Source organism: Streptomyces sp. NPDC048353 (genome assembly GCF_055587165.1).
In genome coordinates this window covers 94,891-119,086 of record NZ_JBVJGU010000008.1, presented here as the reverse complement: position 1 = coordinate 119,086, position 24,196 = coordinate 94,891, and the positions used below count along the sequence as shown (strand labels likewise).

General features: G+C 72.3%; 18 protein-coding genes. 8 read left to right on the top strand and 10 right to left on the bottom strand.

Annotation, left to right across the window (positions count from 1 at the left end):
- Positions 1-28: 28 nt before the first annotated feature.
- Complete coding sequence (locus tag ACZ6RC_RS26705; protein ID WP_469587719.1) at positions 29-277, top strand: DUF7660 family protein; 249 nt, start codon at positions 29-31, stop codon at positions 275-277.
- Between the two features lie 368 nt (positions 278-645).
- Here ACZ6RC_RS26705 and ACZ6RC_RS26700 read toward each other — a convergent pair whose 3' ends face one another.
- Positions 646-2,634 carry an MFS transporter gene (locus ACZ6RC_RS26700; protein WP_469587714.1) on the bottom strand — a complete coding sequence of 663 codons (1,989 nt, stop codon included), beginning with the start codon at positions 2,632-2,634 and terminating at the stop codon, positions 646-648.
- Between the two features lie 91 nt (positions 2,635-2,725).
- Entirely contained in the window at positions 2,726-5,287 is a 2,562-nt protein-coding gene (locus ACZ6RC_RS26695) for a D-alanyl-D-alanine carboxypeptidase family protein (protein ID WP_469587711.1), read from the bottom strand.
- Positions 5,288-5,449: 162 nt separating this feature from the next.
- On the opposite strand from ACZ6RC_RS26695, the gene ACZ6RC_RS26690 reads away from it, so the two are divergent.
- The 3 genes from ACZ6RC_RS26690 to ACZ6RC_RS26680 all read left to right on the top strand — a co-directional run bounded on the left by ACZ6RC_RS26690 (position 5,450) and on the right by ACZ6RC_RS26680 (position 7,724).
- Positions 5,450-6,172, top strand: coding sequence for a GOLPH3/VPS74 family protein (locus tag ACZ6RC_RS26690; protein WP_391145869.1), 723 nt, complete (start codon positions 5,450-5,452; stop codon positions 6,170-6,172).
- Positions 6,173-6,456: 284 nt separating this feature from the next.
- Positions 6,457-7,326: a helix-turn-helix domain-containing protein gene (locus tag ACZ6RC_RS26685; protein WP_469587709.1), complete on the top strand. Its 870-nt coding sequence runs from the start codon at positions 6,457-6,459 to the stop codon at positions 7,324-7,326.
- Positions 7,327-7,523: 197 nt separating this feature from the next.
- Positions 7,524-7,724: a DUF397 domain-containing protein gene (locus ACZ6RC_RS26680; protein ID WP_469587704.1), complete on the top strand. Its 201-nt coding sequence runs from the start codon at positions 7,524-7,526 to the stop codon at positions 7,722-7,724.
- Between the two features lie 228 nt (positions 7,725-7,952).
- Here ACZ6RC_RS26680 and ACZ6RC_RS26675 read toward each other — a convergent pair whose 3' ends face one another.
- Positions 7,953-8,786, bottom strand: coding sequence for a hypothetical protein (locus ACZ6RC_RS26675; RefSeq protein WP_391145881.1), 834 nt, complete (start codon positions 8,784-8,786; stop codon positions 7,953-7,955).
- 82 nt (positions 8,787-8,868) lie between these two features.
- Here ACZ6RC_RS26675 and ACZ6RC_RS26670 point away from each other — a divergent pair, with 82 nt between their 5' ends.
- Both ACZ6RC_RS26670 and ACZ6RC_RS26665 read left to right on the top strand, forming a co-directional pair.
- Entirely contained in the window at positions 8,869-9,651 is a 783-nt protein-coding gene (locus tag ACZ6RC_RS26670; protein WP_469587702.1) for an SDR family oxidoreductase, read from the top strand.
- A 240-nt stretch (positions 9,652-9,891) separates the two neighbouring features.
- Positions 9,892-11,442: a sodium:solute symporter family protein gene (locus ACZ6RC_RS26665; protein WP_391145888.1), complete on the top strand. Its 1,551-nt coding sequence runs from the start codon at positions 9,892-9,894 to the stop codon at positions 11,440-11,442.
- On the opposite strand, the gene ACZ6RC_RS26660 is transcribed toward ACZ6RC_RS26665, so the two are convergent.
- From ACZ6RC_RS26660 to ACZ6RC_RS26650, 3 genes are all read right to left on the bottom strand, one after another.
- A complete protein-coding gene (locus ACZ6RC_RS26660) occupies positions 11,427-12,545 on the bottom strand; it encodes an ADP-ribosylglycohydrolase family protein (RefSeq protein ID WP_391145891.1) in 1,119 nt (372 codons plus the stop codon). The two genes, ACZ6RC_RS26665 and ACZ6RC_RS26660, sit on opposite strands and share 16 nt — an antisense overlap.
- A gap of 167 nt (positions 12,546-12,712) precedes the next feature.
- Entirely contained in the window at positions 12,713-15,304 is a 2,592-nt protein-coding gene (locus ACZ6RC_RS26655) for a bifunctional FO biosynthesis protein CofGH (RefSeq protein ID WP_391145893.1), read from the bottom strand.
- A gap of 77 nt (positions 15,305-15,381) precedes the next feature.
- Positions 15,382-16,215, bottom strand: a complete 834-nt coding sequence (locus ACZ6RC_RS26650; protein ID WP_469587697.1) for an LLM class F420-dependent oxidoreductase — start codon at positions 16,213-16,215, stop codon at positions 15,382-15,384.
- Between the two features lie 101 nt (positions 16,216-16,316).
- Here ACZ6RC_RS26650 and ACZ6RC_RS26645 point away from each other — a divergent pair, with 101 nt between their 5' ends.
- Positions 16,317-17,813 (top strand): CehA/McbA family metallohydrolase, encoded by a 1,497-nt coding sequence (locus ACZ6RC_RS26645; protein ID WP_453617504.1) that lies wholly within the window; start codon positions 16,317-16,319, stop codon positions 17,811-17,813.
- Here ACZ6RC_RS26645 and ACZ6RC_RS26640 read toward each other — a convergent pair.
- Positions 17,794-18,327, bottom strand: a complete 534-nt coding sequence (locus ACZ6RC_RS26640) for a GNAT family N-acetyltransferase (protein WP_453617506.1) — start codon at positions 18,325-18,327, stop codon at positions 17,794-17,796. The genes ACZ6RC_RS26645 and ACZ6RC_RS26640 overlap by 20 nt on opposite strands.
- An 87-nt stretch (positions 18,328-18,414) precedes the next feature.
- Between ACZ6RC_RS26640 and ACZ6RC_RS26635 the strand changes: the two genes are divergently transcribed.
- Positions 18,415-18,912, top strand: a complete 498-nt coding sequence (locus tag ACZ6RC_RS26635; RefSeq protein WP_391145903.1) for a nuclear transport factor 2 family protein — start codon at positions 18,415-18,417, stop codon at positions 18,910-18,912.
- 100 nt (positions 18,913-19,012) lie between these two features.
- Here ACZ6RC_RS26635 and ACZ6RC_RS26630 read toward each other — a convergent pair whose 3' ends face one another.
- The 3 genes from ACZ6RC_RS26630 to ACZ6RC_RS26620 form a co-directional block, all read right to left on the bottom strand.
- A complete protein-coding gene (locus tag ACZ6RC_RS26630; protein WP_391145906.1) occupies positions 19,013-20,584 on the bottom strand; it encodes an APC family permease in 1,572 nt (523 codons plus the stop codon).
- A 280-nt stretch (positions 20,585-20,864) separates the two neighbouring features.
- Positions 20,865-22,316, bottom strand: a complete 1,452-nt coding sequence (locus tag ACZ6RC_RS26625) for an aldehyde dehydrogenase family protein (protein ID WP_391145909.1) — start codon at positions 22,314-22,316, stop codon at positions 20,865-20,867.
- A complete protein-coding gene (locus ACZ6RC_RS26620) occupies positions 22,313-24,052 on the bottom strand; it encodes an N-acyl-D-amino-acid deacylase family protein (protein ID WP_391145912.1) in 1,740 nt (579 codons plus the stop codon). Before ACZ6RC_RS26620 ends, ACZ6RC_RS26625 begins: the two co-directional genes overlap by 4 nt.
- Positions 24,053-24,196 lie beyond the last annotated feature (144 nt).

Sequence of the window (24,196 nt, the reverse complement as noted above, 5' to 3'; positions counted from 1 at the left end):
AATTGACGGTCCCATTAGAGTGCCGTGCGTGATCACTTCTCCCGAGTACGTCAACAGCAGAGAAGACCTGGCATCCTTCGTCCGTTCCCTGCACGCCAGCAATGTCGACGGCGGTGAGTCATGGGAGAGCACGGACCTTGCTGGTTTCCTGGAGGCGTTGGCGGCCTGGATCGATGACGCTGACGGTTTGTACCGCAACACCGGCCACGATCTGGCGGCCAACGGTGACTGGCGCTTCTTTGCCCGAGCGCTCCGAGCAGCAACCGTGTACGAGTAGTCGCAGGTCTCCCAAGCTCGCGGCGCGGACCGAGCAGAGCAGCCCCGGGGCGTGATCCGGGGCTGCTCTGTCGTTGGATGCGCGTCGCCGCTAGCCGAAGGCCGCCGCCGGTAGTCGAGGGCCCTCGTCATCTCCCTTGAGAGGCCGGTAGTGGCGGCGCATCTGGCCAAGATCGAGCGGGCAGTCAGGCGCACCCGTTCCTCTCACGCTGGGCAGCCGTACCCCGCCGCCCGGCAAGCTCTCGTCGAAGCGCTGCGGGACGAAGGCACCCAACGTGTCGTACCTCAGGTCGTCGACGAGTTCGCCCGGCGTATCTCCGAGGACCCGGAGGGGCTTCCCTTCTGACATCCGACCGGGCCGGCGGGCCGTCAGCGGAGTTCTTCCGGGCAGGCCGTGCCACGGGGGAAGAGTTTGTACGGGGCCGCCAGGCGGTAGACGCCCGCCTTCGGGGCCAGGAGTTCGGTCCACTCGTCGCCCTCCGCGTCCGCTTCCGTCTTCAGGAGGCATCCCTCGGCGTTGTGGAACACCTTCGGCAGCTCCGTATCCGACTCCTCGCGGTCCCGCTTCGACTCCTCCGTCTCCTGCGGCGGTTCGATCTTGTCGCCGTTCTCGTCCACGAGCGCCAGCCACGGGGAGTACGGGACCCGGATCAGGATGCGGCCCGGGGCGTCGAGGCGGATGACGACCTCCTCGGCGGCCGCGCGGCGGACGTCGGCCGGCGGGGCCGCGAGCGGGGTGGGGTCCTCGACCGCGTACAGGCGCCAGTTCGCGTCCGACCACACCTGCTGGAGGTACGGCAGACCGCCCTGGACCAGCTCCGCCTCGCGCTCCGCCCCCGAGTCGGGCGCCCCGGTCGGCAGCACCACGTAGTGCACCGCCCAGCGGTCGAGCCAGTCCTGGTAGTTGGAGGCGTTGAGAGTGTCGTCGTAGAAGAGCGGATTGCGCTCCATGTCCGCCTGGCGGTTCCAGCCGCGCGCCAGGTTGATGTACGGCGTCAGGGCCGACGACTCGCGGTGGCTGGAGGCCGGTACGACCTCCACGCGCGCCTTCTCCGCTCCCCGTACCTGCAACTGGTTGATCAGCGGCGCGACCTCCCGCGCCCAGGAGGCGTCGGGCGCGGTACGGATGACGTCGTCGACGCCCTTGAACCCGATCCAGAAGTTCAGCCCCGCGAAGGCGATCACCAGCGCGTACCAGCGGCGCGAGCGCGGGACCGCGTACGGCAGGGCGGCGAGGAGGACGACACCCGCGAAGACCATCACCAGGCGCGAGACGTTCGACCCGATCTGGGAGTCGACCAGCCAGGTCAGCAGCGTGCCCGCGGAGTACACGGCCGCACCGGTGCGCACCGTGCGCCACTCGCGCGGTACGAGGACGAGGACCAGGACCCCGAAGAGGAACGGCAGCGCCGTCGACGCCCACGACATCGGCTGCGTACCGGAGAAGGGGAACAGCCAGGAGGAGAGGGCGACGACCGCCACCGGGGCGAGGCCCAGGGCGTACGCGCCCGGGCGCCGCTTGTTGAGGAAGAGGGCCGCGGCGGCGACTCCGAGGAAGAGGCCGGCGACCGGGCTGCACGCGGTCGCGAGACCGGCGAGCGGGGCGGCGACGGCGGCCTTCGCCCAGCGCTTGTGGCGCCAGCGGTGCGGCCAGCAGAAGACGGCGGCGACCGCGCCCAGCGCGAACATCATGCCGAGCCCGAACGTCACCCGCCCCGACAGCGCGTTGCACAGGAACGCGAAGACCCCCGCCAGCGCGCACGCGAGCGGATTGCGGACCGCCCGTACCCGTACCAGGATCAGCGCCGTCAGCCCCGCCGAGAGCGTCCCGGCGATCATCATCGTCGTACGGACGCCGAGGACCGACATCACGTACGGCGACACCACGCTGTACGAGACCGGGTGCATCCCGCCGTACCAGGCCAGGTTGTACGCGGAGTCCGGGTGCCGGCCGACGAACTCGGCCCAGGCGTCCTGGGCGGCGAGGTCGCCCCCGCTGTTCGCGAACAGGAAGAACCACAGGATGTGGGTGAGCGCCGCGACACCCGTGGCGATCATGACGGGGTAGCGGCGCTTGCGGCGCGCGGGGCGCGGGCGGGGTGCCGCCGCGGGGGCCGAGGGGGCCGTGCCGGAGGGCGGCCGGGGGGCCGGGAGGTTTATTCGCGGCGCGGCGTCGGGCGAGACGGAGGTGAGGGCGGGGGCCGGGGCCGAAGCCTCGGGGCCCGTCGTCGCCGTGGCTCCGGCTGACGCCTTCGTACCGGACGCCTTCGTACCGGACGCCTCGGTTCCGGCCGGCTCGGTTCCGGTTCCGGTTCCGGTCCCGCCCTCGTCGGCGCGTGTCGGCTCGGCGGTGGTCACTGCGGCCCTTTCCCGTGCTGCCCGTCGCGCGTGCTCGTTCCTCGGAACGCTAACAGTCGGGCGCCCCGGAGAACCGGGGCGCCGTCACGCGTCAGCCGATGCGCGTCAGCTTCTTGTCGAAGCCCGGCTCCACCAGGTCCGCCTGGAGGGCGACCGGGGCGCTGACCTTGCCCGTTCCCGTACCGATCGACACCTGGCCGACGATCGCGCCCGCCTTGGCGGCGTGCGGGACGGCCGTGCCGCCGTCGGTCAGCTCCAGGTCGACCTTCAGGCCCGGCCAGCCGATCGCCTTGAGCTCCTTGGTCGCGATCACCGGCGTCCGGCCGCCGAGGCCGTCGTCGACGTAGCCGACGACCTGGCCCTTGCGGACGACGGGGGCGGAGGTCACGTCCTTCTGCGCCTGCTGGATCAGCTTCAGGCTGTAGTCGATCGCCAGCTGGAGCTTCTGGTAGAGCTGGTCGGCGTCCTTCGCCCCCATCACGACACCGAGGATGCGGCGGCTCTTGCCGTCGATCACGGTGTTCGCGGACCAGAGGAGGTTGCCGCCCGCGGGCGTGGAGGAGCCGGTCTTGATGCCGCCGACACCCGGCTTGAGCAGGATGTTGTTGTTGTTCTCGATCTGCCCGGGGATGCCGTCCACCGTCAGGTTCGGCATGTTCACGATCTCCCGGAACACGTCGTACTGCATCACCGCCTTCGCCAGCTTCAGCTGGTCCAGCGGGGTGGAGACGGTGGTCGCCTGGAGGCCCGACGGGTCGGTGTAGACCGAGCCCGTCATGCCGAGGTCCTTGGCCGCGGCGTTCATCTTGTCGACGAACGCGGCCTCCGTACCGGCGTCCCAGCGGGCCAGCAGCCGGGCCACGTTGTTGCCGGACGGGATCATGAGGAGCTGCAGCAGCTCCTTCTCGGAGTACTTCTGGCCCTCCTCGATCTGCGCGGTCGACTCGTCCTTGGCCTTGGCCTGCTCGCCGGCCTTCTTGTCGACCGTGATCTCGGGGCCGTTCGCGTTGCCCTTGATGGGGTGGTCACGGAGGATCACGTACGCGGTCATGGTCTTCGCGACGCTCGCGATCGGCGCGGGCTTCTGCGCGCCGTACGTCCCCAGCGAGCCGACGCCCTCGACCTCGGCGGCGCCCTGGCCCTCGGCGGGCCACGGCATGTTCAGCGCGCCGCCCGCGAACGTGTAGGTCGGGGCCGTGGAGAGGGCCAGCGCGGGGGCCGGGAGCGGTCGCACGAACTGCACGATCGCAAAGATGATCAGCAGCAGGATGACCAGCGGCGTCCAGATGCGCACCCGGCGGACCGTGGTGCGCAGCGCGGTCGGCTGCGGGGGCGGGGTGTTCGTCAGCTCCGCGAGGAGATCCAGCGGGGGCAGCGGCGGCATGGGCTGCTGCCTGGTCCGCTCGGCCTCCGTGAGGGAGGCGGGCGGGGTGGCGGCAGCGGGGGCCGAGGGGGCGGCCGCGGCCGCCGGCTTCGGCTCGGCCGGCCGCTGCGGCGCCGGGGCCGGGGCTGCCGCGGCCTCGGGGAGGTCGCGGCGCAGGGGGATGAACTGGCTGGTCCGCTCGGCGTCGGACTCCGTCGGCTTGGGGGCCTGGGGGGTCGAGGGGGCCTTCGCCATGGAGGGCGAAGGACCGGCGGTCGCCTCGGACGCCTTCGCGGATTCCGGCGCCTTGGCGGATTCCGGGGTGGGCTTCGCGGCAGGCGTGACCGGCGGGAGCTTCAGCGCGGTCGTCGGCTGGTCCACGACGGGCGGCCGCACGGCCTTGAAGACGGCGGTGGGCTGATCCAGGGCCGGCTCGGCGGGGGCGGCGTCGGCCTCCGGCTCGGCCTCGGGCTGCTCGTCCACGGCGGCAGGGGCGTCCTCGGCGGCGGGCGCGTCTGCCGGGTTCTCGGCCTTGCCGGGCTTGCGGGAGGCGAACCAGTCCTTCGCGGGGCCGGCGTCGGCGTCCGTCCCGGCCTCGGGGGCCTCGGCTCTCTCAGGCGCCTCACCTGCCTCAGGAGCCTCCGAGGTGACATCCGCATCAGCCTCGGGCTCGGCTTCGGCGGCCACGGGCTCACCGGCCTCGTCAGCGACCGCCTCGCCATCGACCACCGTCTCGACCGCCGTCTCGGGCCCCTCGGCGCCGTCGGCGGCCTCGGCGTCCGTCGTCGCCGCCTCGTCGCCCGAGGCGACCCACGCCGCCACGGCCGCCCGCAGGCGGTCCTCCCCGCCCTCGCCACCGTCCTCGGCAGCCGGGGTCTCAGCATCCGGGGTCTTGGGTTCCGGGGTCTGCGTCTTCGGGGCCTCGGCGGCCGGAGCGTCGTCCTCCGGGGCGCGCGGGGTGAGCGTCTTGAAGACCGCCGTCGGCTGGTCCACCCGAACCGCACCCGACTCGGACTCCGCCTCCGCGCCCGATCCCGAGCCCGAGCCCGCGCCCGACGCCTCACCGGCCGATGCCGAAGAAGGCGACGCCGAAGACCGCGACGCCGAAGACCGCGACGCCGAAGACCGCGACGCCGAAGACGCCGAAGACGCCGACGAGGAGCTCGACTCGCGGAACACGGAGAGCCGCGGGTCCCGCCCGCCGCCACCCGGGGTCGCCTCCTGCGAAGACTCCTGCTGCTCCGCCTTTTCGGGGGACTCGCCCGCCACCGTGCCTCCTCCATGCGTCATGCGTACGTCCGAACCATGTACCAGTGTCCTGTGTGAACCCCTTGGCTCCCGTGCTAGACGAGAACGACATACCTGCCGGTTCCCGTACGAACCACCCAGGCGCTCTCGACAGATGAATGTGAGAGGGGTCACCCTGTGACTCATCCACGCGGGGAGGCATGGATGGGCAGGAGCCGCAGAACAATTCCGGAGGAGCTTCTGCTGCTCGCTCTGGACCCGGCCACGGGTACCACAGCGCAGCCGCAGTCGCTCGACCTCGGCCTCGCCGGAGCACAGCTAGTGGAGCTGGCTCTGGCAGGACGGATAGCCCCTGACGGGGATCGTATCGCCGTGGTGATGCCACGGCCGACCGGAGATCCGACTCTGGACTCCGCACTGGAGCTGCTGCGAAGGCGTGGCAGCCCGGTCCGGGCGGTCCACTGGATCGGCGGGCCCCGACTGGGGCTGCGTCAGATCTATCTCGCTCATCTGGAGCGATGCGGCATGGTGCATGCCGTGGAGGGCCAGATGTGCGGAGTGCTGCCGACGACTCGCTACCAGGCGACGGAGACAGCGATCAGCCGGGACATCAGGTCCCGGCTGGACAGTGCGATCCGCACCGGTGTACCGCCGGACCCGCGGACCGCGGCGCTCGCCGCGCTGGCCCACGCGGTCGGTCTCGGCAAGCACCTGTACCCGGGGAACGAAGGACGGTCGTCGCGGTCCCGGCTGCGCGATCTGATCCGGCACGACCCCATGGGCGGCCTCGTGGCGCACGCCGTGATGGACGTCCAGAACGGCGTGGCGGCCCAGCCGCGCCGTAACGCCGCCGCGGGAGGCGGGCGCCCGGCGGGCGTCCCCGAGCAGCCCCGTCGCGGCAGCATGGCCCGCGCGGCCGCGCACTGAGCAGCCGCGCACCGCGACGCACCACCCCGATCCCTTCCGGGAGCCGCACAGACGTGTGCGGGACGGCCCACACGGCCGTCCCGCACACGCGCGTCGCCGCCCCCCGTACACGTGCGTCGCGCACCCGCCCAGGGGCACCGCCCGCCCCGCCCAGGGGCGTTCGCACGCCGGGGCCGCTCGCCCGCGGTGTCATCGTTTTCCAGCGCACACCCGGCCTTTGGTGGCAGTCTGCCAAGCAGTAGATACTCACAGCTACGCAGCCGACAGCCGGAGGTGCAGTTTCCGTGGCGTCCAACGTCAATCCCACCGTCAGGCGACGCCGATTGGGCCAGGAGCTGCGCCGGCTCCGGGAGCAGAAGAACATGACGGCCGAACAGGTCGCCGAGCGTCTCCTGGTGTCCCAGTCGAAGATCAGCCGCCTCGAGAACGGCCGCCGCTCCATCAGCCAGCGTGACGTCCGCGACCTGTGCGGCGTGTACGAGGTGGAGGACGAGCGGGTCGTCGAGTCGCTGATGCAGATGGCCAAGGACTCCCGCCAGCAGGGCTGGTGGCACGCCTTCGGCGACATTCCGTACAGCGTCTACATCGGCCTGGAGACCGACGCCGAGAGCCTGCGGGTGTACGAACCGCAGATCATCCCCGGCTTGTTGCAGACGCACGGCTACGCCGAGGCCGTCATCAGCGGCGCCCTGCCCGAGACCACGCCCGTCGACATCGACAAGCGGGTCACCGTCCGCACCCGCCGCCAGGACCGGATCAAGGACGACGAGCGTCCGCTGCGGCTCTGGGCGGTCATCGACGAGGGGGCGCTGCGCCGGGTCGTCGGCAACAAGCAGCTGATGATCCAGCAGCTGGAGCACCTCGTCGAGCAGTCGCACCTGCCGCACGTCACCGTGCAGGTCCTGCCCTTCGAGATGGGTGCCCACCCCGGCATCAGCGGGCACTACGCGATCCTGGAATTCCCGGACGCGTCCGACTCCAGCGTCGTCTACATCGAGGGCGTCACCAGCGACCTGTATCTGGAGAAGGCGCAGGACGTCGCGAAGTACAGCGTCATGTACGAACACTTGCGGGCGCAGGCGCTCAACGTGGAACAGACCCGGGACTTCATCTCCGACATCGCCAAAAAGTACGCCGACGGCAATCAGGGATGAATGCGTCCTAAAGGCCATGCCGTCGAGGGAGGGGCCGGTACGGTACACCCCGGCCTTGTCGCGGCGGAAGAGCGCGTGGAATATGCCATCCGGTCGAGTGAACGCCCGCCCCACGCGGCGGGACCGGCGAGTAGCGTCGATCACGCCAGCAAGAAGGTTGGCGCGACACCCCCACCGGCAGAACCGGAGCTCAGATCATGGCGATTATTCAGGGCGCTACGGACACGTGGACCAAGTCCTCCTACTCCGGCGGGAACGGGGCCTGCGTTGAGGTCAAGTCCCCCGTCGTGGCCGCGATCGCGGTGCGCGACTCGAAGGCCCCCGAGGGCCCGTCCCTCGCCTTCGGACCCGGCTCCTGGAACGCCTTCGTCAGCGAAGTGACCACCGGCACCCTCTGAAAACCCGCGCGCGGACGCCGAGCGGCTCGCAGCGAGCACGCTGCACCGACCGGCCGACATCAGCAGGCGTCACGCAACAGCACCACGCAGCAGCCCTCTCGACCGGTCCGCCGTCCTGGCCGAGGGGGCTCGGCATGTCCGGAGCCCCTCCCCACCCGGAGCCCCCCGCCCGGGCACGCCCGAAGCCCCTCCCCGCGCCGTCGGCCCCCGCGTTCCTCCCCCGCCCCCTCACCTCAGTTCGTCGACGTACCGGTCCGTTCCCGGGAGCGTCGGGAGGAACGGGGCCACCAGCTCCACGCGGCCGAGCTCGCCGGCCGTCGTGTGCAGGTCCGCGAAGTGGTCCGGCCAGGTGGTGCGGGGGTCGGCTTCGAGGAACCAGAGGAGGGTGAGCCGGGTGTCGGTGCCCTCGACCTGCTTCACGTACGTCATGCGGTCGCCGGGCAGTGGGGTGGGGCGGAAGACCGTCACCATCGCCGCCGGGGAGCCGGCCAGGCGGCGTGGCAGTTCGCGGGCGCGCAGCCACTCCAGCAGCTCCGCGCGCCGCTCCGGGCCGTCGGCGTCGATCACCTGGAGGATCAGGCCGGCGTAGGGGTGGTCCAGGGCGTGGACGTCCCGGGGTCCGGCCGCGCCGTCGCGGTACACCGTCGCCTCGTGGTCCTGGAAGGCCGTGAAGACGTGCGTACGGTCGCGGTAGACCCGCCCGTCGCGGTTCAGGCGCTTGTTGATGGAGACGGTCCACTTCATGTGCTCGTCGTAGCGGCCCTCGGTGATCCAGTACGTGGAGAGGTAGCAGCCGGCCGTCACCGGCTGGGCGATCGCGGACTTCTCCGGGGTCCGCAGCTCCTGGAGCGCGCGGGTGGCGACCCAGCGGCGGCCCGCGTACATCCAGGGCATCGCCATGGCTCCGGCGTAGTAGTGGTCGTCCTCGTACCAGCGGTTGTAGGCGTACTCGTGGCCCGGGTGCGGCTCGACCATCGTGATCAGGGCGTGCCCGGGGCGCACCCCGTACGGTCCGGTCGCCGCCAGCTCCGCGTACGCGTCGGCTCCTGTCCCCTCGCTCATCTCCGTGCCCCTTCCCTTGTCGGTGACGCGGTCCTACTCTGACGGGTCGTCAGATCGATGGCCAGAGTCGGGAGGCACCCGGATGCTGCTCCAGGGGAAGACCGTGATCGTGTCGGGCGTCGGCGACGGGCTGGGTCACCGGGTCGCCGAGACGGTGGTGCGGGACGGGGGCAACGCGGTCCTCGGCGCGCGGACCGAGGCCCGTCTCGCCAAGGCGGCGGCCGAGATCGACCCCGACGGCCGGCGCACCGCGTTCCTGCCGACCGACATCACGGACGAGGCGCAGTGCGAGGCGCTGGCCGCGCTCGCGGTCGAGCGGTTCGGGGCGGTCGACGCGGTCGTGCACGTGGCGGCCTGGGACAGCTACTTCGGTGGTGTCGAGGACGCCGACTTCGCGACCTGGCAGGGCGTCCTGGACGTCAATCTGCTGGGCACCCTGCGGATGACCCGGGCCTGCCTGCCCGCCCTGAAGGCGCGGGGCGGTTCCGTCGTCCTCATCGGTACGCAGTCGGCTGTCGCCGCGCCCTCGCAGGTCCGGCAGGCGGCGTACGCGGCCTCGAAGGGGGCGCTGACCTCGGCGATGTACTCGATGGCGCGGGAGCTGGGGCCGTACCGGATCCGGGTCAACACCGTCCTGCCGGGCTGGATGTGGGGGCCGCCGGTGCAGGCGTACGTCCGGTTCGCAGCGGACACGGAAGGGGTGGCGGAGGCCGAGGTGCTGGGCCGGCTCACGGAGCGGATGGCGCTGCCCGACCTGACCACCGACGGGGACGTGGCGGAGGCGGCGGCCTTCCTCGCCTCGGACCGGGCGCGGGCCATCACCGGGCAGTCGCTGCTCGTCAACGCGGGCGAGCTGATGCGGTAGCGCCCAGGTGGTGGCCCCCGGCGCCCCGGGGCGGCCGCTGCCACCGATCGCCCTCCGGCCGCACGGCACCTTCGCCGTGCGGCCCTTTTTGACCCCATCTGAGTTCATGAATATGAATGCAGGTCAAAAACTCGAACGATTTTACTCCCTCTTGACCCTCCAGTCCGTTGTCGCGGCCGGTCACGTCGCCACACCATGAACGGCGTTCACAAGGCGGACCGGACCCCTGGAGGGGGCGCAATGAACAGTCTCGACTGGGCCGTGCTCATCGGCTACTTCGGCGTGATGGTCGCGATCGGCGTCTGGTCCCACAAGCGCGTGGACGACGTCTCCGACTACTTCACCGCCGGAGGCAAGATGCCCTGGTGGCTCTCCGGCATCTCGCACCACATGTCGGGCTACAGCGCCGTGATGTTCACCGGCTACGCCGGCATCGCGTACACCTACGGCGTCACGTCGTACGTCACCTGGTCCTTCCCCATCGCGATCGGCATCGCGATCGGAGCCCACCTCTTCGCGCCCCGGCTCAACCGGCTCCGGTCGCGGCTGCACGTCGCCTCCCCGCTGGAATACCTGAAGAACCGCTACAACCTGCCCACCCAGCAGGCCCTCGCCTGGTCGGGGGTGCTGCTGAAGATCGTCGACGTGGGCGCCAAGTGGGCCGCCATCGCCACCCTGCTCTCCGTCTTCACCGGCATCTCCCTCAACGAAGGCATCCTCATCACCGGTGTCATCACGGGCATCTACTGCACCGTCGGCGGGCTGTGGGCCGACGCGCTCACCGAACTGGGGCAGTTCGTCATCCAGTTCTTCGCCGGCATCGCGATGCTCGTCGCCGTCCTGGCCGAGCTGGGCGGGTTCAGCGCCCTGTGGACCGTCTGGGACCGGCCGGAGCTGCAGGGGCACACCGCGCCCACCGCCGGCCCGTACACGATGACGTTCCTCCTCGCCTACCTCTTCATCAAGACCTTCGAGTACAGCGGCGGCATGTGGAACCAGGCCCAGCGCTACATGGCGACCCCCACCGCCCGCGAGGCCACCCGCTCCGGGCGGCTCTCCGCCGTGCTGTGGTTCGTCTGGCCGCTCGTCCTCTTCTTCCCCATGTGGGTCGCGCCGCTGCTCGTCGACCCGAAGAAGCCCGACGCCTCCGACAGCTACGCCCTGATGACCGAGCAACTGCTGCCGCACGGTCTGCTCGGCCTGGTCATCGTCGGCTTCTTCTCGCACACCATGGCCATGTGCTCCTCCGACGCCAACGCCATCGCGGCGGTCTTCACCCGGGACATCGCGCCCGTGATGAGCAAGGCCGCGCGGAGCTGGACGCACCGGGCCGGGCTGCTCGCGGCCCGCTGGTCGACGATCGCGTTCCTCGCGCTGTCGATGGCGGTCGCGACCCAGGTCAACTCCCCCGCCTTCAAGGACATCATCACCGTCGTCATCAAGTGGGTGGCCGGTCTGATGGGGCCGATCGCGATCCCGTTCATGCTCGGCCTGCTGCGCACCTTCCGGAAGTCCGGGCCGACGGCGGCGCTGGTCTCCTGGGCCGCCGGACTCTTCGCCTTCTGGCTGACCAACTACGGCCTGGACGGCGTCGAGCTGCAGATCCAGATCGTCTCGCCGCTCGCCACCTCCCTGATCCTCTACGTCCTCATCGGCTTCCTCCGGCCGGAGGACACCCCGGAGCGGGACGCGGTCCTGGACAAGCTCCACTCGGACGGCGGCAGCCCGGCCGGAGCCGCCGCCGTCCCCGCGCAGCGCGACGGCGACCGGGCGGATCAGCCCCTCGGGTAGCGCGCCAGCCAGCCGGGCGAGGACTCGGAGGGGCTGTGCAGGGCGGCGCCCTGCGTCATCTCCATCGCGAAGTCGTCCGCGATCTCCAGGACCGTCGCACGGCCCTCCAGCTCGGCCAGCCAGGCCGGCGGGAGGGCCGTCTCGCCGTGCAGGGCGCCGAGCAGCGCGCCCGTCACCGCTCCGGTCACCGCCGACGGCCCGTCGTGGTTGACCGCGAGGCGCAGGCCGTGGCGGATGTCCTCGCCGACGAGGGCGCAGTACACCGCGACGGCGAGCAGGTTCTCGGCCCGGTCCTCGTCCGCGCCGAGCGCGGTGACCCGGGCGGCGTTCGGCATGCCCTGGCGTACGGCTCCGAGGGCCTGCTGGAGGGCCGCGGTGACGGGTTCGTGGCCGGGGCGCGGGGCGAGCTGCGCGAGGGCCCGCTGTACCGAGGCGTCGACGCTGTCGCCGCGCGCGAGGCCGTGGACGACGACGGCGAGGGCGCCGGCCGCGAGGTAGGCGGCCGGGTCGCCGTGCGACTGCGCCGCGCACTCCACGGCCAACTGGCACACCAGCTGGGGCTCCCAGCCGACCAGGAGCCCGAAGGGAGCGGAGCGGACCAGCGCGCCGGAATCGGTCGCGTCCGGGTTCTTGGGCTTGTCGAGGGTGCCGAGGAGTTCGTCGCCGAAGCCGGTCAGACAGGCGCGGGCGGGGTCCCGGCGGGCGTAGAGCCACTCCTCGCGGGCGAGCCAGCCGTTGTCCTTGCGCCGTTCGTCGGGGCCCCAGTCGCGCTGGGTGGCCGCCCAGCGCAGATGGGCGCGGTGGACGTCGGTGGGCGGGTGCCAGGCGCCGGTGTCCCGGCGGACCTGGGCGCGTATCAGGCCGTCGACGGTGAACAGGGTCATCTGGGTGGCGGCGGTGACGGCCCCGCGTCTGCCGTAGGCGGGGACGGGCTCGGTCAGGCCCTCCGGTCCGTGCGCGGCCCTGATCTCCGCCAGGGACCGCCCCGCGACCCCCGCGCCGAACGCGTCCCCGACGGCCCCGCCGAGGAGACAGCCGCGCACCCGGGCCCGAAAGTCCTGCTGTTCGGCGCGGCCCCACACGGCCGCGGCGGTTGTGGTCACGACGTGCCCTCTCCCGGAAAGCCCTCGGCGCACAGGTCTCGGAGCACTGTAATGGACCGCGTTCGCACGTTCGCGGGGCGGAACCTTTTGCGATCGGAGGCCTTTCTGTCCGCTTTCGACCGCGGTGCGCCCGAAGTGCCGTCACGAGGGGGCTTCGGGCGGGGCGGTCACTGCGGCAGCACCGGCAGCAGCTCCGGCAGGTGCCCGTCGGAGGCCTTCGCCGCCCGGACCCGCTCCTCGGGCACCTCGCCGTAGAGCGTCGTCCGGGGCCGCGACGGGCGGCCCGCCGCCTCCGCGATGGCGACCAGGTCCCGGACCGAGCGGTACGAGCCGTAGCCCGAGCCCGCCATGCGGGAGATGGTCTCCTCCATCAGCGTGCCGCCGAGGTCGTTGGCGCCCGAGCGGAGCATCTCCGCCGCGCCGTCCGCCCCCAGCTTCACCCAGCTGGTCTGGATGTTCGGGATGTAGGGGTGCAGCAGCAGCCGGGCCATCGCCGTGACCGCGCGGTTGTCGCGGACGGTGGGCCCGGGGCGGGCGATCCCCGCGAGGTAGACGGGCGCGTTGGTGTGGATGAAGGGGAGCGTCACGAACTCGGTGAAGCCGCCGGTCCGCTGCTGGATCCCGGCCAGCGTGCGGAAGTGGCCGAGCCAGTGCCGGGGCTGGTCGACATGGCCGTACATCATCGTGGACGAGGAGCGGATGCCCAGTTCGTGAGCGGTGGTGACGACCTCGATCCAGGTCGCCGTGGGCAGCTTGCCCTTGGTCAGGACCCAGCGGACCTCGTCGTCCAGGATCTCGGCGGCCGTGCCGGGGATCGAGTCGAGCCCGGCCTCCTTGGCCGCCGTCAGCCACTCCCGGATGGAAAGGCCGGTCCGGGTCGCGCCGTTGACGACCTCCATCGGCGAGAAGGCGTGCACGTGCATGCCGGGGACGCGTTCCTTCACCGCCCGCGCGATGTCGAAGTAGGCCGTGCCCGGCAGGTCGGGGTGGATGCCGCCCTGCATGCAGACCTCCACCGCGCCGACCTCCCACGCCTGCTGGGCCCGGTCGGCGACCTGGTCGAGGGAGAGGGTGTAGGCGTCGGCGTCGGTGCGGCGCTGCGCGAAGGCGCAGAAGCGGCAGCCGGTGTAGCAGACGTTGGTGAAGTTGATGTTCCGGGTGACGACGTAGGTGACGTCGTCGCCGACCGCCGCCTTGCGGACGTCGTCGGCGATCCGGGTCAGCGCGTCGAGGGCGGGGCCGTCCGCGTGCAGCAGGGCCAGGGCCTGGTCGTCGGTGAGCCGGGTCGGGTCGTCGGCGGCCACGGCGAGGGCGTCGCGGACATCGGTGTCGATGCGCTGCGGGACCATGCCGGGGGCGGCCGCCTCGCGTAGCGCCTCCCAGTCGCCGTAGACCTCGTCGAAGTCCTCGCGGCGGTCGTGGGTGCGGCCGGTGGTGTCGATGGTGCGGTGCAGGTCGGTGCGGCCGGCGGCGGTGAAGGCCTCGTCCGGCTCCTGCCAGGGCAGCCCGCGCACCTCCGCGTCCGGGTTCGCGAGGCCGGTCTCCGGATCGGCGAGGGCGCGGACGTGCGGCAGCAGCCGCGGGTCGAGCCAGGGCTCGCCGCGGCCGACGAACTCGGGGTACACGCAGAGGCGTTCGCGCAGCTCGAAGCCGACGGCGCGGGACTTCTCGGCGAGGGTGTCGATCTGCGGCCAGGGCCGCTCCGGGTTGACGTGGTCGATGGTGAGGGGCGAGACGCCGCCCCAGTCGTCGATGCCGGCGGCGATGAGGCGGCCGTACTCCTCGTCGACGAGGTTCGGCGGGGCCTGGAGGCAGGCGCTCGGGCCCATGATGTGGCGGGCGACGGCGACGGTGGCGATCAGGTCGTCGAGCTCCGCGTCCGGCATGCCGCGCATCGCCGTGTCCGGCTTCGCGCGGAAGTTCTGGATGATCAGCTCCTGGACGGAGTGGTAGGCGCGGGAGACCTTGCGCAGCGCGAAGAGGGAGTCGGCCCGCTCCTCGTGGGTCTCGCCGATCCCGATGAGGAGGCCGCTGGTGAAGGGGACGGAGGAGCGTCCGGCGTCCTCCAGGACCCGCAGCCGCACGGCGGGGTCCTTGTCGGGGGAGCCGTAGTGCGGTCCGCCGGGCTCGGACCACAGGCGGGTGGCGGTCGTCTCCAGCATCATGCCCATCGACGGCGCGACCGGCTTGAGGCGCTGGAAGTCGGTCCAGGAGAGCACGCCGGGGTTGAGGTGGGGCAGCAGCCCGGTCTCCTCCAGGATCCGGATCGCCATGGCCCGTACGTACGCCAGGGTGTCGTCGTAGCCGTGCGCGTCGAGCCATTCGCGCGCCTCGGGCCAGCGGTCCTCGGGCTTGTCGCCGAGCGTGATCAGGGCTTCCTTGCAGCCCAGTTCGGCGCCGCGGCGGGCGATGTCGAGGACCTCGTCGGGGGACATGAACATCCCGTGCCCGGCGCGGCGCAGCTTGCCGGGGACGGTGACGAAGGTGCAGTAGTGACACGTGTCCCGGCAGAGCCGGGTGAGCGGGATGAACACGCTCTTGGAGTAGGTGATGACTCCGGGCCGCCCGGCGGCCTCGAGACCGGCGTCCCGGACCCGGCCGGCGGAGGCGACGAGGTCGTCCAGGTCGGCGCCGCGCGCCCGGAGCAGCACGGCGGCCTCGGTGACGTCGAGCGCCACCCCGTCCCTGGCCCGCTTGAGGGCGCGGCGCATGGCGTTCTCGGTGGGCCGTGGTGCCGGGCCGGGCTGCTGATCCGTCATGGACCGAGCATACGAGTGCCCCCGCGCGGACAGGAGGCCCCGTCCGGCCTCGGCAGTGGCGCCCTCCCGGCCCGGCCCTACAGGTACGGGGCGTACGCGTCGAGGACGCCCAGGACTTCCGCCTCCCCCGCCGGGGGCAGCTGCAGGACGACCTCCTCGCAGCCCAGTTCGGCGTAGTGCGCCAGCTTCCCGGGGTTCGGCAGGACCGCGTACGGGACGATCCGGAGGGTCCGCGGGTCGCGGCCGGCCTTCTCCCAGACCTCGCGGAGCGCCGGGACGGACTCCGAGAGGCCGCGGCCGCCGATGGGCATCCAGCCGTCGGCGTACTCGGTGATGTGCGCGAAGAGCGTGGGGCCGGCCGCGCCGCCGACGAGGGTGCGGGGGGCGCCGCCGAGCGGCTTGGGCCAGGCGTAGGAGGCGCGTACCGACACCCCGTGCCCGCCCTCGTACGCGGTGGGTTCGGCGGCCCACAGGGCGCGCATCAGCGCCATCCGCTCCCGGGTCAGCTCGCGTCGGGTGGACCACTCCACGCCGTGGTCGGCGGCCTCCTCCTTGTTCCAGCCGAAGCCGACGCCGAGGGTGAAGCGCCCGCCGGAGAGGTGGTCGAGGGTGGCGATCTGCTTGGCCAGGGCGATCGGGTCGTGCTGGGTGACCAGCGTGATGCCGGTGCCGAGCCCGAGGCGGTCGGTGACGGCGGCGGCCTGGCCGAGGGCGACGAAGGGGTCGAGGGTGCGGCCGTACTCCGGGGGCAGTTCGGTGCCCGCGGCCGGGTAGGGCGTGGTGCGCTCGATCGGGATGTGGGTGTGCTCCGGGAGGTAGAGCCCGGCGAAGCCGCGCCGCTCCAGCTCGCGGGCGAGGCGCACGGGGGAGATGGTCTCGTCGGTCAGGAAGATCGTGGTCGAGATCCGCATAGCGGCACGGTAGGGGGTGCGGCCGTGATTTCCGAGAGGTGCGGCACCGCGGGCCTCTTGTGTTGTCCGGCGGTTCATGCGCTCCTACGAAGGTGCCGGACATGAGCGAACCGACCCGACGAACGCTCCTGGCGACGAGCGTCGCCTCCGCCTTCACCGTGGGGGGCGTGAGCTTCGCGCACGCCGCGGGCACCCCCGGCGGCGACCGTACGGAGACGGTCGGCGGCACCCTGCCGCCCGGCTCCCCCGACTACGTCTACCTGCCCGTCGAGGTCCCGCGCGGGGTGCGCGAGATCCACGTGTCGTACGCGTACGAGCGCCCCGCCGCCCCCGCCGGGACGCAGGGCAACGCGCTCGACATCGGCCTCTTCGACCAGCGCGGCACCGGCCTCGGCGGGGCCGGGTTCCGGGGCTGGTCGGGAGGGGCGCGGACGGAGTTCTTCCTGCGGGCCGACGCGGCCACCCCCGGCTATGTGGCCGGGCCGCTGAGAGCCGGGACCTGGTTCGTGGTGCTCGCGCCGTACACGGTGGCGCCGCGGGGGCTGACGTACACGGTGACGGTCACCCTCCGTTTCGGCGACCCGGCGCCCGCCCCCGCGGTCGTGTACCCGCCGGAGCGGGCGAGGGGGCGCGGCCGGGCCTGGTACCGGGGCGACTGCCACCTCCACACGGTGTACTCGGACGGGCGGCGCACGCCCGCGGAGGTCGCCGCGCTCGCCCGCGCCGCCGGGCTCGACTTCCTGACCGCCACCGAGCACAACACGCACGGCGGGCACGGGGCGTGGGCCGGGCACGCCGGGGACGACCTGCTGGTCCTGCTCGGCGAGGAGGTCACCACCCGCAACGGTCACGTGCTGGCCGTGGGCACGGACCCGGGCACCTTCGTGGACTGGCGCTACCGGGCCCGGGAGAACCGTTTCGGGCGCTTCGCGCGCGAGATCCGGCGGGCGGGCGGGCTGGTCGTCCCGGCGCATCCGCACGCCCCCTGCGTGGGCTGCGCCTGGAAGTTCGGCTTCGGCGACGCGGACGCGGTGGAGGTGTGGAACGGCCCGTACACCCCGGACGACGAGGTCGCGCTGGCCGACTGGGACGCGGCGCTCGCCCGGGGCCGCCGGATCCCGGCGATGGGCGGCAGCGACGCCCACCGGGACCCGGACCGGGTCGGCACCCCGCAGACCGTGGTCCTGGCCGACGAGCTGAGCCGGACGGCGATCCTGGCGGGCCTGCGCGCGGGCCGTTCGTACGTCGCCGAGTCCTCGGCGGTCGCCCTGGACTTCACCGTGACGGACGGGCGGGGGCGGACGGCCGGGATCGGCGAGCGGCTCGCGGTCCCGGCGGACGCGCCGGTCAGGGTCCGGCTGGCGGTGCGCGGGGCCCCGGCGGGCGGCACGGTCCGCTTCGTCACGGACCAGGGCGTGCTGCACACGGCGCCGGCCGCCGCGGGTCCGGTGGAGTGGGTGACGACGGCGGCGTACGCGACCTACGTACGGGCGGAGGTCCGCCATCCGGCGATGCTGCCCCCGCTGCCGGGCGCGCTCGCGGGCTTCACCAATCCGGTGTTCCTGGAGGCCCGGGGGGTCAGCCCTGGTACTCGCTGAGGTCGATGGCGTGGATGCGCAGGGGGACGCCGAAGTCCGGGTGGTCCGTCTCGCGTTCCGGGGTCATGCCGAGCTTGCGCAGGACGTTCTCGGAGGCCTCGTTGGAGATGTGGGTGACGGCGACGACCCGGTCGAGGGCGCGGTCCTGCAGGGCGAACTCCAGGACCGCGTGCGCGGCCTCGGAGGCGTATCCCTGTCCCCAGAAGGGCCGTCCGAGCCGCCAGCCGATCTCGACCTCGTGGCGCAGGTCGGGCAGGAACGCGGGGACGGAGAGGCCGGCGAAGCCGATCAGCTCGCCGGAGCCGAGGAGTTCGACGGCGAAGAGCCCGAAGCCCTCGTCGTCCCACTCCTCCTCCCACCGCTCGATGTCCTCGGCGGTCTGTTCCAGATCCCGGACGGACCCGTCGCCGATCCAGCGCATCACCTCGGGGTCGGCGTTGATCTCGGCCATGGGCACGAGGTCGTCGTCGGTCCAGCGGCGGAGGAGGAGGCGGGGCGTGAGGATCTCGGTCATGGCCCCATCGTCTCGCACCCGGCCGGCCGGAGACGTCACGGCCCGGCCCTTGACCTCGACCTTGGTCGAGGTACCAAGCTCGTGGGCATGGACACGGACACCACGAGCACCACCGATGACACGGCCTCCCCTACGGGTGCGGCCTCCCTCGCCGACAGCGCCGCCGTCACGCGCCTCTTCGATCGCTACCTGCGCTCCCTCGACGACCGGGGGCCGTACGACGCGGCCTGGGCGGCGGACTTCTTCACCGAGGACGCCACGACCTCGACACCGGCCGGGGACGTCCGCGGGCGGGAGGCGATCGCCGCGAACATACGGATGGCGATGGGGCTCTTCGAGCGGACGGTGCACTTCGGCTCGAACTACCTCGTCGACGTGGAGGGCGACCGGGCCACGCTCGTGGGCAACCAGCTCTCCACGCACGTACGGGCCGGCAGCGGGAAGCTCTTCGTCTCCGGCGGCCGGACGGAGAACGCGCTCGTCCGAACCCCCCGGGGCTGGCGGCTGTCCCGGGCGGACCTGCGCGTCGTGTGGACGCAGGGCGACCGGCCGGTGATCCCCGGCGCGGGCGCCGCCCCGCACTGAGTCGCCGTCCGGAGACGTCACGGTCCGGCGGGCGGGCGCACCGGCGCGGCGGGACCCCGGCCGGTCCCGCCGCGCCGGCGGTCGTGTGCGTGCCGTGCGGTCAGTCGGCGACGACCAGCGCCGGCGTCTCCTTGGTCAGCACCTCGCCGCGGAAGAACGCGGGGCTCCTGCGCTGCATGACCAGCATGATCACCACGCCGAGGAGCAGCAGTCCGACGCCGATGACGAAGACCGAGCCGACGCCGAGGACCGAGGAGCCGCTGCCGTAGGCCGGGTCCCACATGTCGTACAGCGTCTTGCCGAAGACCGCGGTCAGCAGGATGCCGCCGAGGACCGGGCAGACGCCCTTGTAGAGGAGGTTCCGGCCGGAGTGGAAGAGCTCCTTGCGGAAGTACCAGGCGCAGGCGAACGCGGTGAGCGAGTAGTAGAAGCAGATCATCAGGCCGAGCGCGTAGATCGTGTCGACCAGGACGTTCTCGCTGACCAGGGTCATGACGGTGTAGAAGACGCCGGTCGCGACGCCCGCGATGATCGTGGCCTTGCCGGGGACCTTGAAGCGGGGGTGGACCTTGGCGAAGGAGGCCGGGAGGGCCTCGTACGCCGACATCGCCAGCACGGTGCGGGCCACCGGGATGAACGTCGTCTGGAGGCTGGCCGCCGCCGAGGCGAGGACGGCGACGAAGAGCAGGATGCCGAGGGCCGGGCCCATGACCGGGCCGGCGAGGGCGGCGAAGACGTTGTCGGAGGTCTCCGGGTTGGCGAGGCCGAGGCCGGAGTCGCCGGAGCCGACGGCCATCTGCGCGGCGATGCCGGTGGCCAGGTAGGAGGCGACCAGGACGACCATCGCGATGAGCGCGGCGCGGCCGGGGGTCCTGGTGGAGCCGGAGGTCTCCTCGTTGGTGGCGAGACAGGCGTCCCAGCCCCAGTACATGAAGATCGAGAGGGAGAGGCCGGCGGTGAAGGCCGCGAAGGACTGGACCGCGAACGGGTTCATCCAGGACCAGGAGAAGCTCAGTCCGGTGTCGAAGGCGCCGCTGCCGGCCTTCTGGAAGGCCATCGCGACGAAGACGACGAGCACCACGAGCTGGAGGCCGACGAGGGCGTACTGCACGCCCTTGGTGGCGGTCATGCCGCGGTAGCTGATCGCGGTGGCGAGGGCGATGAGCGCGAGGCAGGTGACGATGTGGACGGCCTTGTTGTCGTCCAGGGCCGCGATCGACGGATCGCCCGTGATCTCGCCGGCCAGCAGCCAGAAGTAGGAGGTCGCGACGCCTGCCAGGTTGGAGAGCACGATGATCGTCGCGATGACGAGGCCCCAGCCGCACATCCAGCCGATCCGGGGGCCGAAGGCCTTCACGGTCCACGTGAAGGAGGTGCCGCAGTCCGGCATGACCTTGTTGAGCTCGCGGTAGGCGAAGGCCACCAGGAGCATCGGGAGGAAGCCGGCGAGGAAGATCGCGGGCATCTGGAGTCCGACCTCGCCGGCCGTGGAGCCGAGGGTGGAGGTCAGGCAGTAGACGGGGGCGACGGTGGAGATGCCGATGACGGCACTGCCCATCAGCCCGACGGAGTTCCCGCCGAGCCCCTTGCGCCGTACGCCCTGGGTGTCGCCCGGAGCGACGACGCCCCTTACCGTGTCTCCGGCCTGGGGCCGTGCATCCACCTGAGTCATGAACAGGACGTTAAGTGCTGCGGTTTCCACATCTGGAAGATCACAATCCACTCACAGCGCGGATCTTCACCTTGCAATGCGAGGCGAAATCCGGACGATCACCGATGATTGAAAGATCGATGATCCGGCATACCGACCGATTGGTTGGAGCGCCGGTCAATGTCCGATATGCGGGAACCGCAGCACCATCCGAAATGTCCGTTTCCAAAATTTCCCGTGCCGTTTTTCCGGCCGTCCCGCCCGGGCCTCCGGGGACCCTCCCGAAGGCCCCGTCCGGTGATCAACCGGGCCAGACCACCGCCTGCGTCTCGCTGTACGCGTGCAGGGCGTACGAGCCGACGTCGCGCCCCACACCGCTCTTCTTGAACCCGCCGAACGGCGCCTCCATGTTCCGTCCGACGGTGTTCACCCCGACGCCCCCGGCCCGCAGCCGGGCAGCGACGCGGAAGGCGCGGGCCACGTCGCCCGACCAGACGTAGTCGATGAGGCCGTAGTCGCTGTCGTTCGCCAGCGCGATCCCCTCCTCCTCGTCGTCGAAGGGGACGACCACCACGACCGGGCCGAAGATCTCCTCCCGGACGACCCGCATGTCCGGGGTGCACTCCGCGAGCAGGGTGGGGGCGACGTAGAAGCCGCGGGGAAGGTCCGGCCGCTCGCCGCCGGCGACGACCCGGGCGCCCTCCTTCCGCCCCAGGGCGACGTACGCCTCCACCCGGTCGCGGTGGGCCGCCGAGATCACCGGGCCGACCACCGTGCCCCGCGCCGCCGGGTCGCCGACCTTCATGTACGCCAGACAGCCGGTGAGCTTCTCGATCAGCCGGTCGTGGATCCCGCGCTGGGCGAGGACCCGGGTCGGGGCCGTGCAGATCTGGCCGCTGTAGAAGGAGAAGGTGGTGCCGATCCCCGCCACGGCGGAGTCCAGGTCGGCGTCGTCGAAGACGAGCGCCGCCCCCTTGCCGCCCAGCTCCATGAGCTGTCGCTTCAGCTCCCGGCCGCAGACCTCGCCGATCCGCTGGCCGACGGCCGTCGAGCCGGTGAAGGAGACCATGTCGACGTCCGGGGAGTCGACGGCCGCCTCCCCGACGGCGGCGCCCGCCCCGGTGACCACGTTGACGACGCCCGCCGGGACGCCCGCCTCCGCGAGGGCCCGGGTCATCGCGTAGACCGAGAGCGGGTCCTGCGGCGCCGGTTTCACCACGACGGTGTTCCCCATGGCGAGCGCGGGGGCGATCTTGCCCGCCGGATTGGCCCAGGGGTTGTTGTACGAGGTGATGCAGGTGACCACCCCGACCGGGCGGCGGACGGCGACCGCGCCGAAGACCCCGGCCCTGCCCATCGGGCCCGCCTCGTTGACCTGCGGGGGCAGCGCCCGCTCGACCGGCTCCAGGGCGCCGCGTGCGTACCGCCGGAAGCGGGAGGCGCCGACGGCGACCTGCATCCCGCGCGCGGTGGCGGTGGTCGCGCCGGTCTCGGCCCGGGCGAGGGCCACGTTCTCCTCGGCGTCCCGGGCCATCAGATCCGCGGCCCGGTCGAGGATCGCGGCCCGCTCCTCCGGTTTCGTACGGGACCAGGTCGCGAAGGCCTCCCGGGCCGCGGCCGCCGCCTCGTACACCTGGCTCCGGGAGGCCTCGGGCGCGAGGCCGACGACCTCCTCGGTGGCCGGGTCGACCACGTCGTAGTGCCCGCCCTCGGGCTCGACCCACTCGCCGCCGATGAACAGTCGCTGCGTCACCGTGTGGACACCGTCCTCGTGTCGCGGCCCGAGCGCAGCACCCTGCCGGGGATCGCGCCGGTCACCTCGTCGTCGCGGATGGTCTCGACGCCGTTGACGCGGACGGAGACGACACCGATCGCCCGCGAGTCGAGCCGGGGACTGTCCCCGGGCAGGTCGTGCACCAGGGTGGCCGGGCCCGCGTCGATCCGCTCGGGGTCGAAGAGGACCAGGTCGGCGTGGAAGCCCTCGGCGATCCGCCCGCGCTCGCGCAGCCCGAAGAGCCGGGCCGGGTCGTCGCTGAGCATCCGCACCGCCCGCTCCAGCGGGACCAGCTTCCGGCCGCGCAGGCAGTCGCCGAGGAAGCGCGTGGTGTACGGGGCGCCGCACATGCGGTCCAGGTGCGCGCCGGCGTCGGAGCCGCCCAGCAGCACGTCCTCGTGCTCCCAGGTCTCGCGGCGCAGCGCCCAGGAGGCCGGGTCGTTGTCGCTGGGCATGGGCCACAGCACGGTCTTCAGGTCGTCGTTGGCACAGATCTCGACGAGGCACTGGAAGGGGTCCTGGCCGCGTTCGGCGGCGATGTCGTCCACGACCCGACCGGTGAGGCCCGCGTTCTCGCGGCTGTAGGTGTCGCCGATGACATAGCGGCCGAAGTGCGCGAGGCGGCGGAAGACGCCGGCCTCCTTGGAGTCGGCGCGCCGCAGCATCCCGGCCCGCACGTCCGGGTCGCGGAGCCTGGCGATCCGCTCGGGGACGGGCAGCCCGAGGATCTCGCCCCAGCCGGGGATGAGGTTGAGGGCGCAGAAGGTGCCGAGCGACATGTTCATGGGGGTGAGGATCGGCATGGTGAGGGCGACGATCCGGCCGCCGGACTTGCGGGCGCGTTCGGAGGCGAGGAGCTGGCGCGGGACGCGTTCGGGGACGGTGGCGTCGATGGTGAGGACGTTCCAGTTGAGCGGGCGTCCGGCGGCGGCCGTCATCTCCACGAAGAGGTCGATCTCCGCGTCGGAGAACTGGTCGAGGCAGCCGGCGAGGATCGCTTCGAGCTGGGTGCCCTCGTGCTCGCCGACCGCCCGGGAGAGGGCGATCAGCTCCTCGGGGGCGGCGTGCCGGGAGGCGACGGGGGCGCCGTCGCCGTCGGAGTGGGTGGACGACTGGGTGGTGGACAGGCCCCAGGCGCCGGCGGCCAGGGCGTCGTGGAGCAGCGCCGTCATCCGGTCGAGCTGCTCGGGCGTCGGCCGGCCGCCGACGGCGTCCGCGCCCATCACGTACCGGCGCAGGGCGCAGTGGCCGACCATGAAGCCGGCGTTGACGGCGATCCGGCCTTCGAGGGCGTCGAGGTACTCGCCGAAGGAGGACCAGCTCCAGTCGACGCCCTCCTCCAGGGCCTTGAGGGCCATGCCCTCGACCTTGGACATCATGCGGCGGGTGTAGTCGGCGTCCTCGGGCCGCTCCGGGTGGAGGGGGGCGAGGGTGAAGCCGCAGTTGCCGCCGGCGACGGTGGTGACGCCGTGGTTCATGGAGGGGGTGGCGAAGGGGTCCCAGAAGAGCTGGGCGTCGTAGTGGGTGTGGGGGTCGACGAAGCCGGGGGCGAGGACGAGCCCGGTGGCGTCCTCGGTGCTCGCGGCCTCCTCGGTCACGGTCCCCGGCGCGGCGACGACGGCGATCCGCCCGTCGCGCAGGCCGACGTCGGCGGTACGGGCGGGGGCGCCGGTGCCGTCCACGACGGTGGCGCCCTTGATCAGGTGATCGAGCATGACGGTCCCTTCACTCGGTCCTCTCCACGGGGACGGGCCCCGGCCCGGGACGGGGCAGCCGGCCGCGGCTGCCGCGCCCCCGACCGGGGCCGGTGCGGGGCGGCGGTCCGGGAAGACACCGCCCCGGGTACGGGGGTCCGCCCG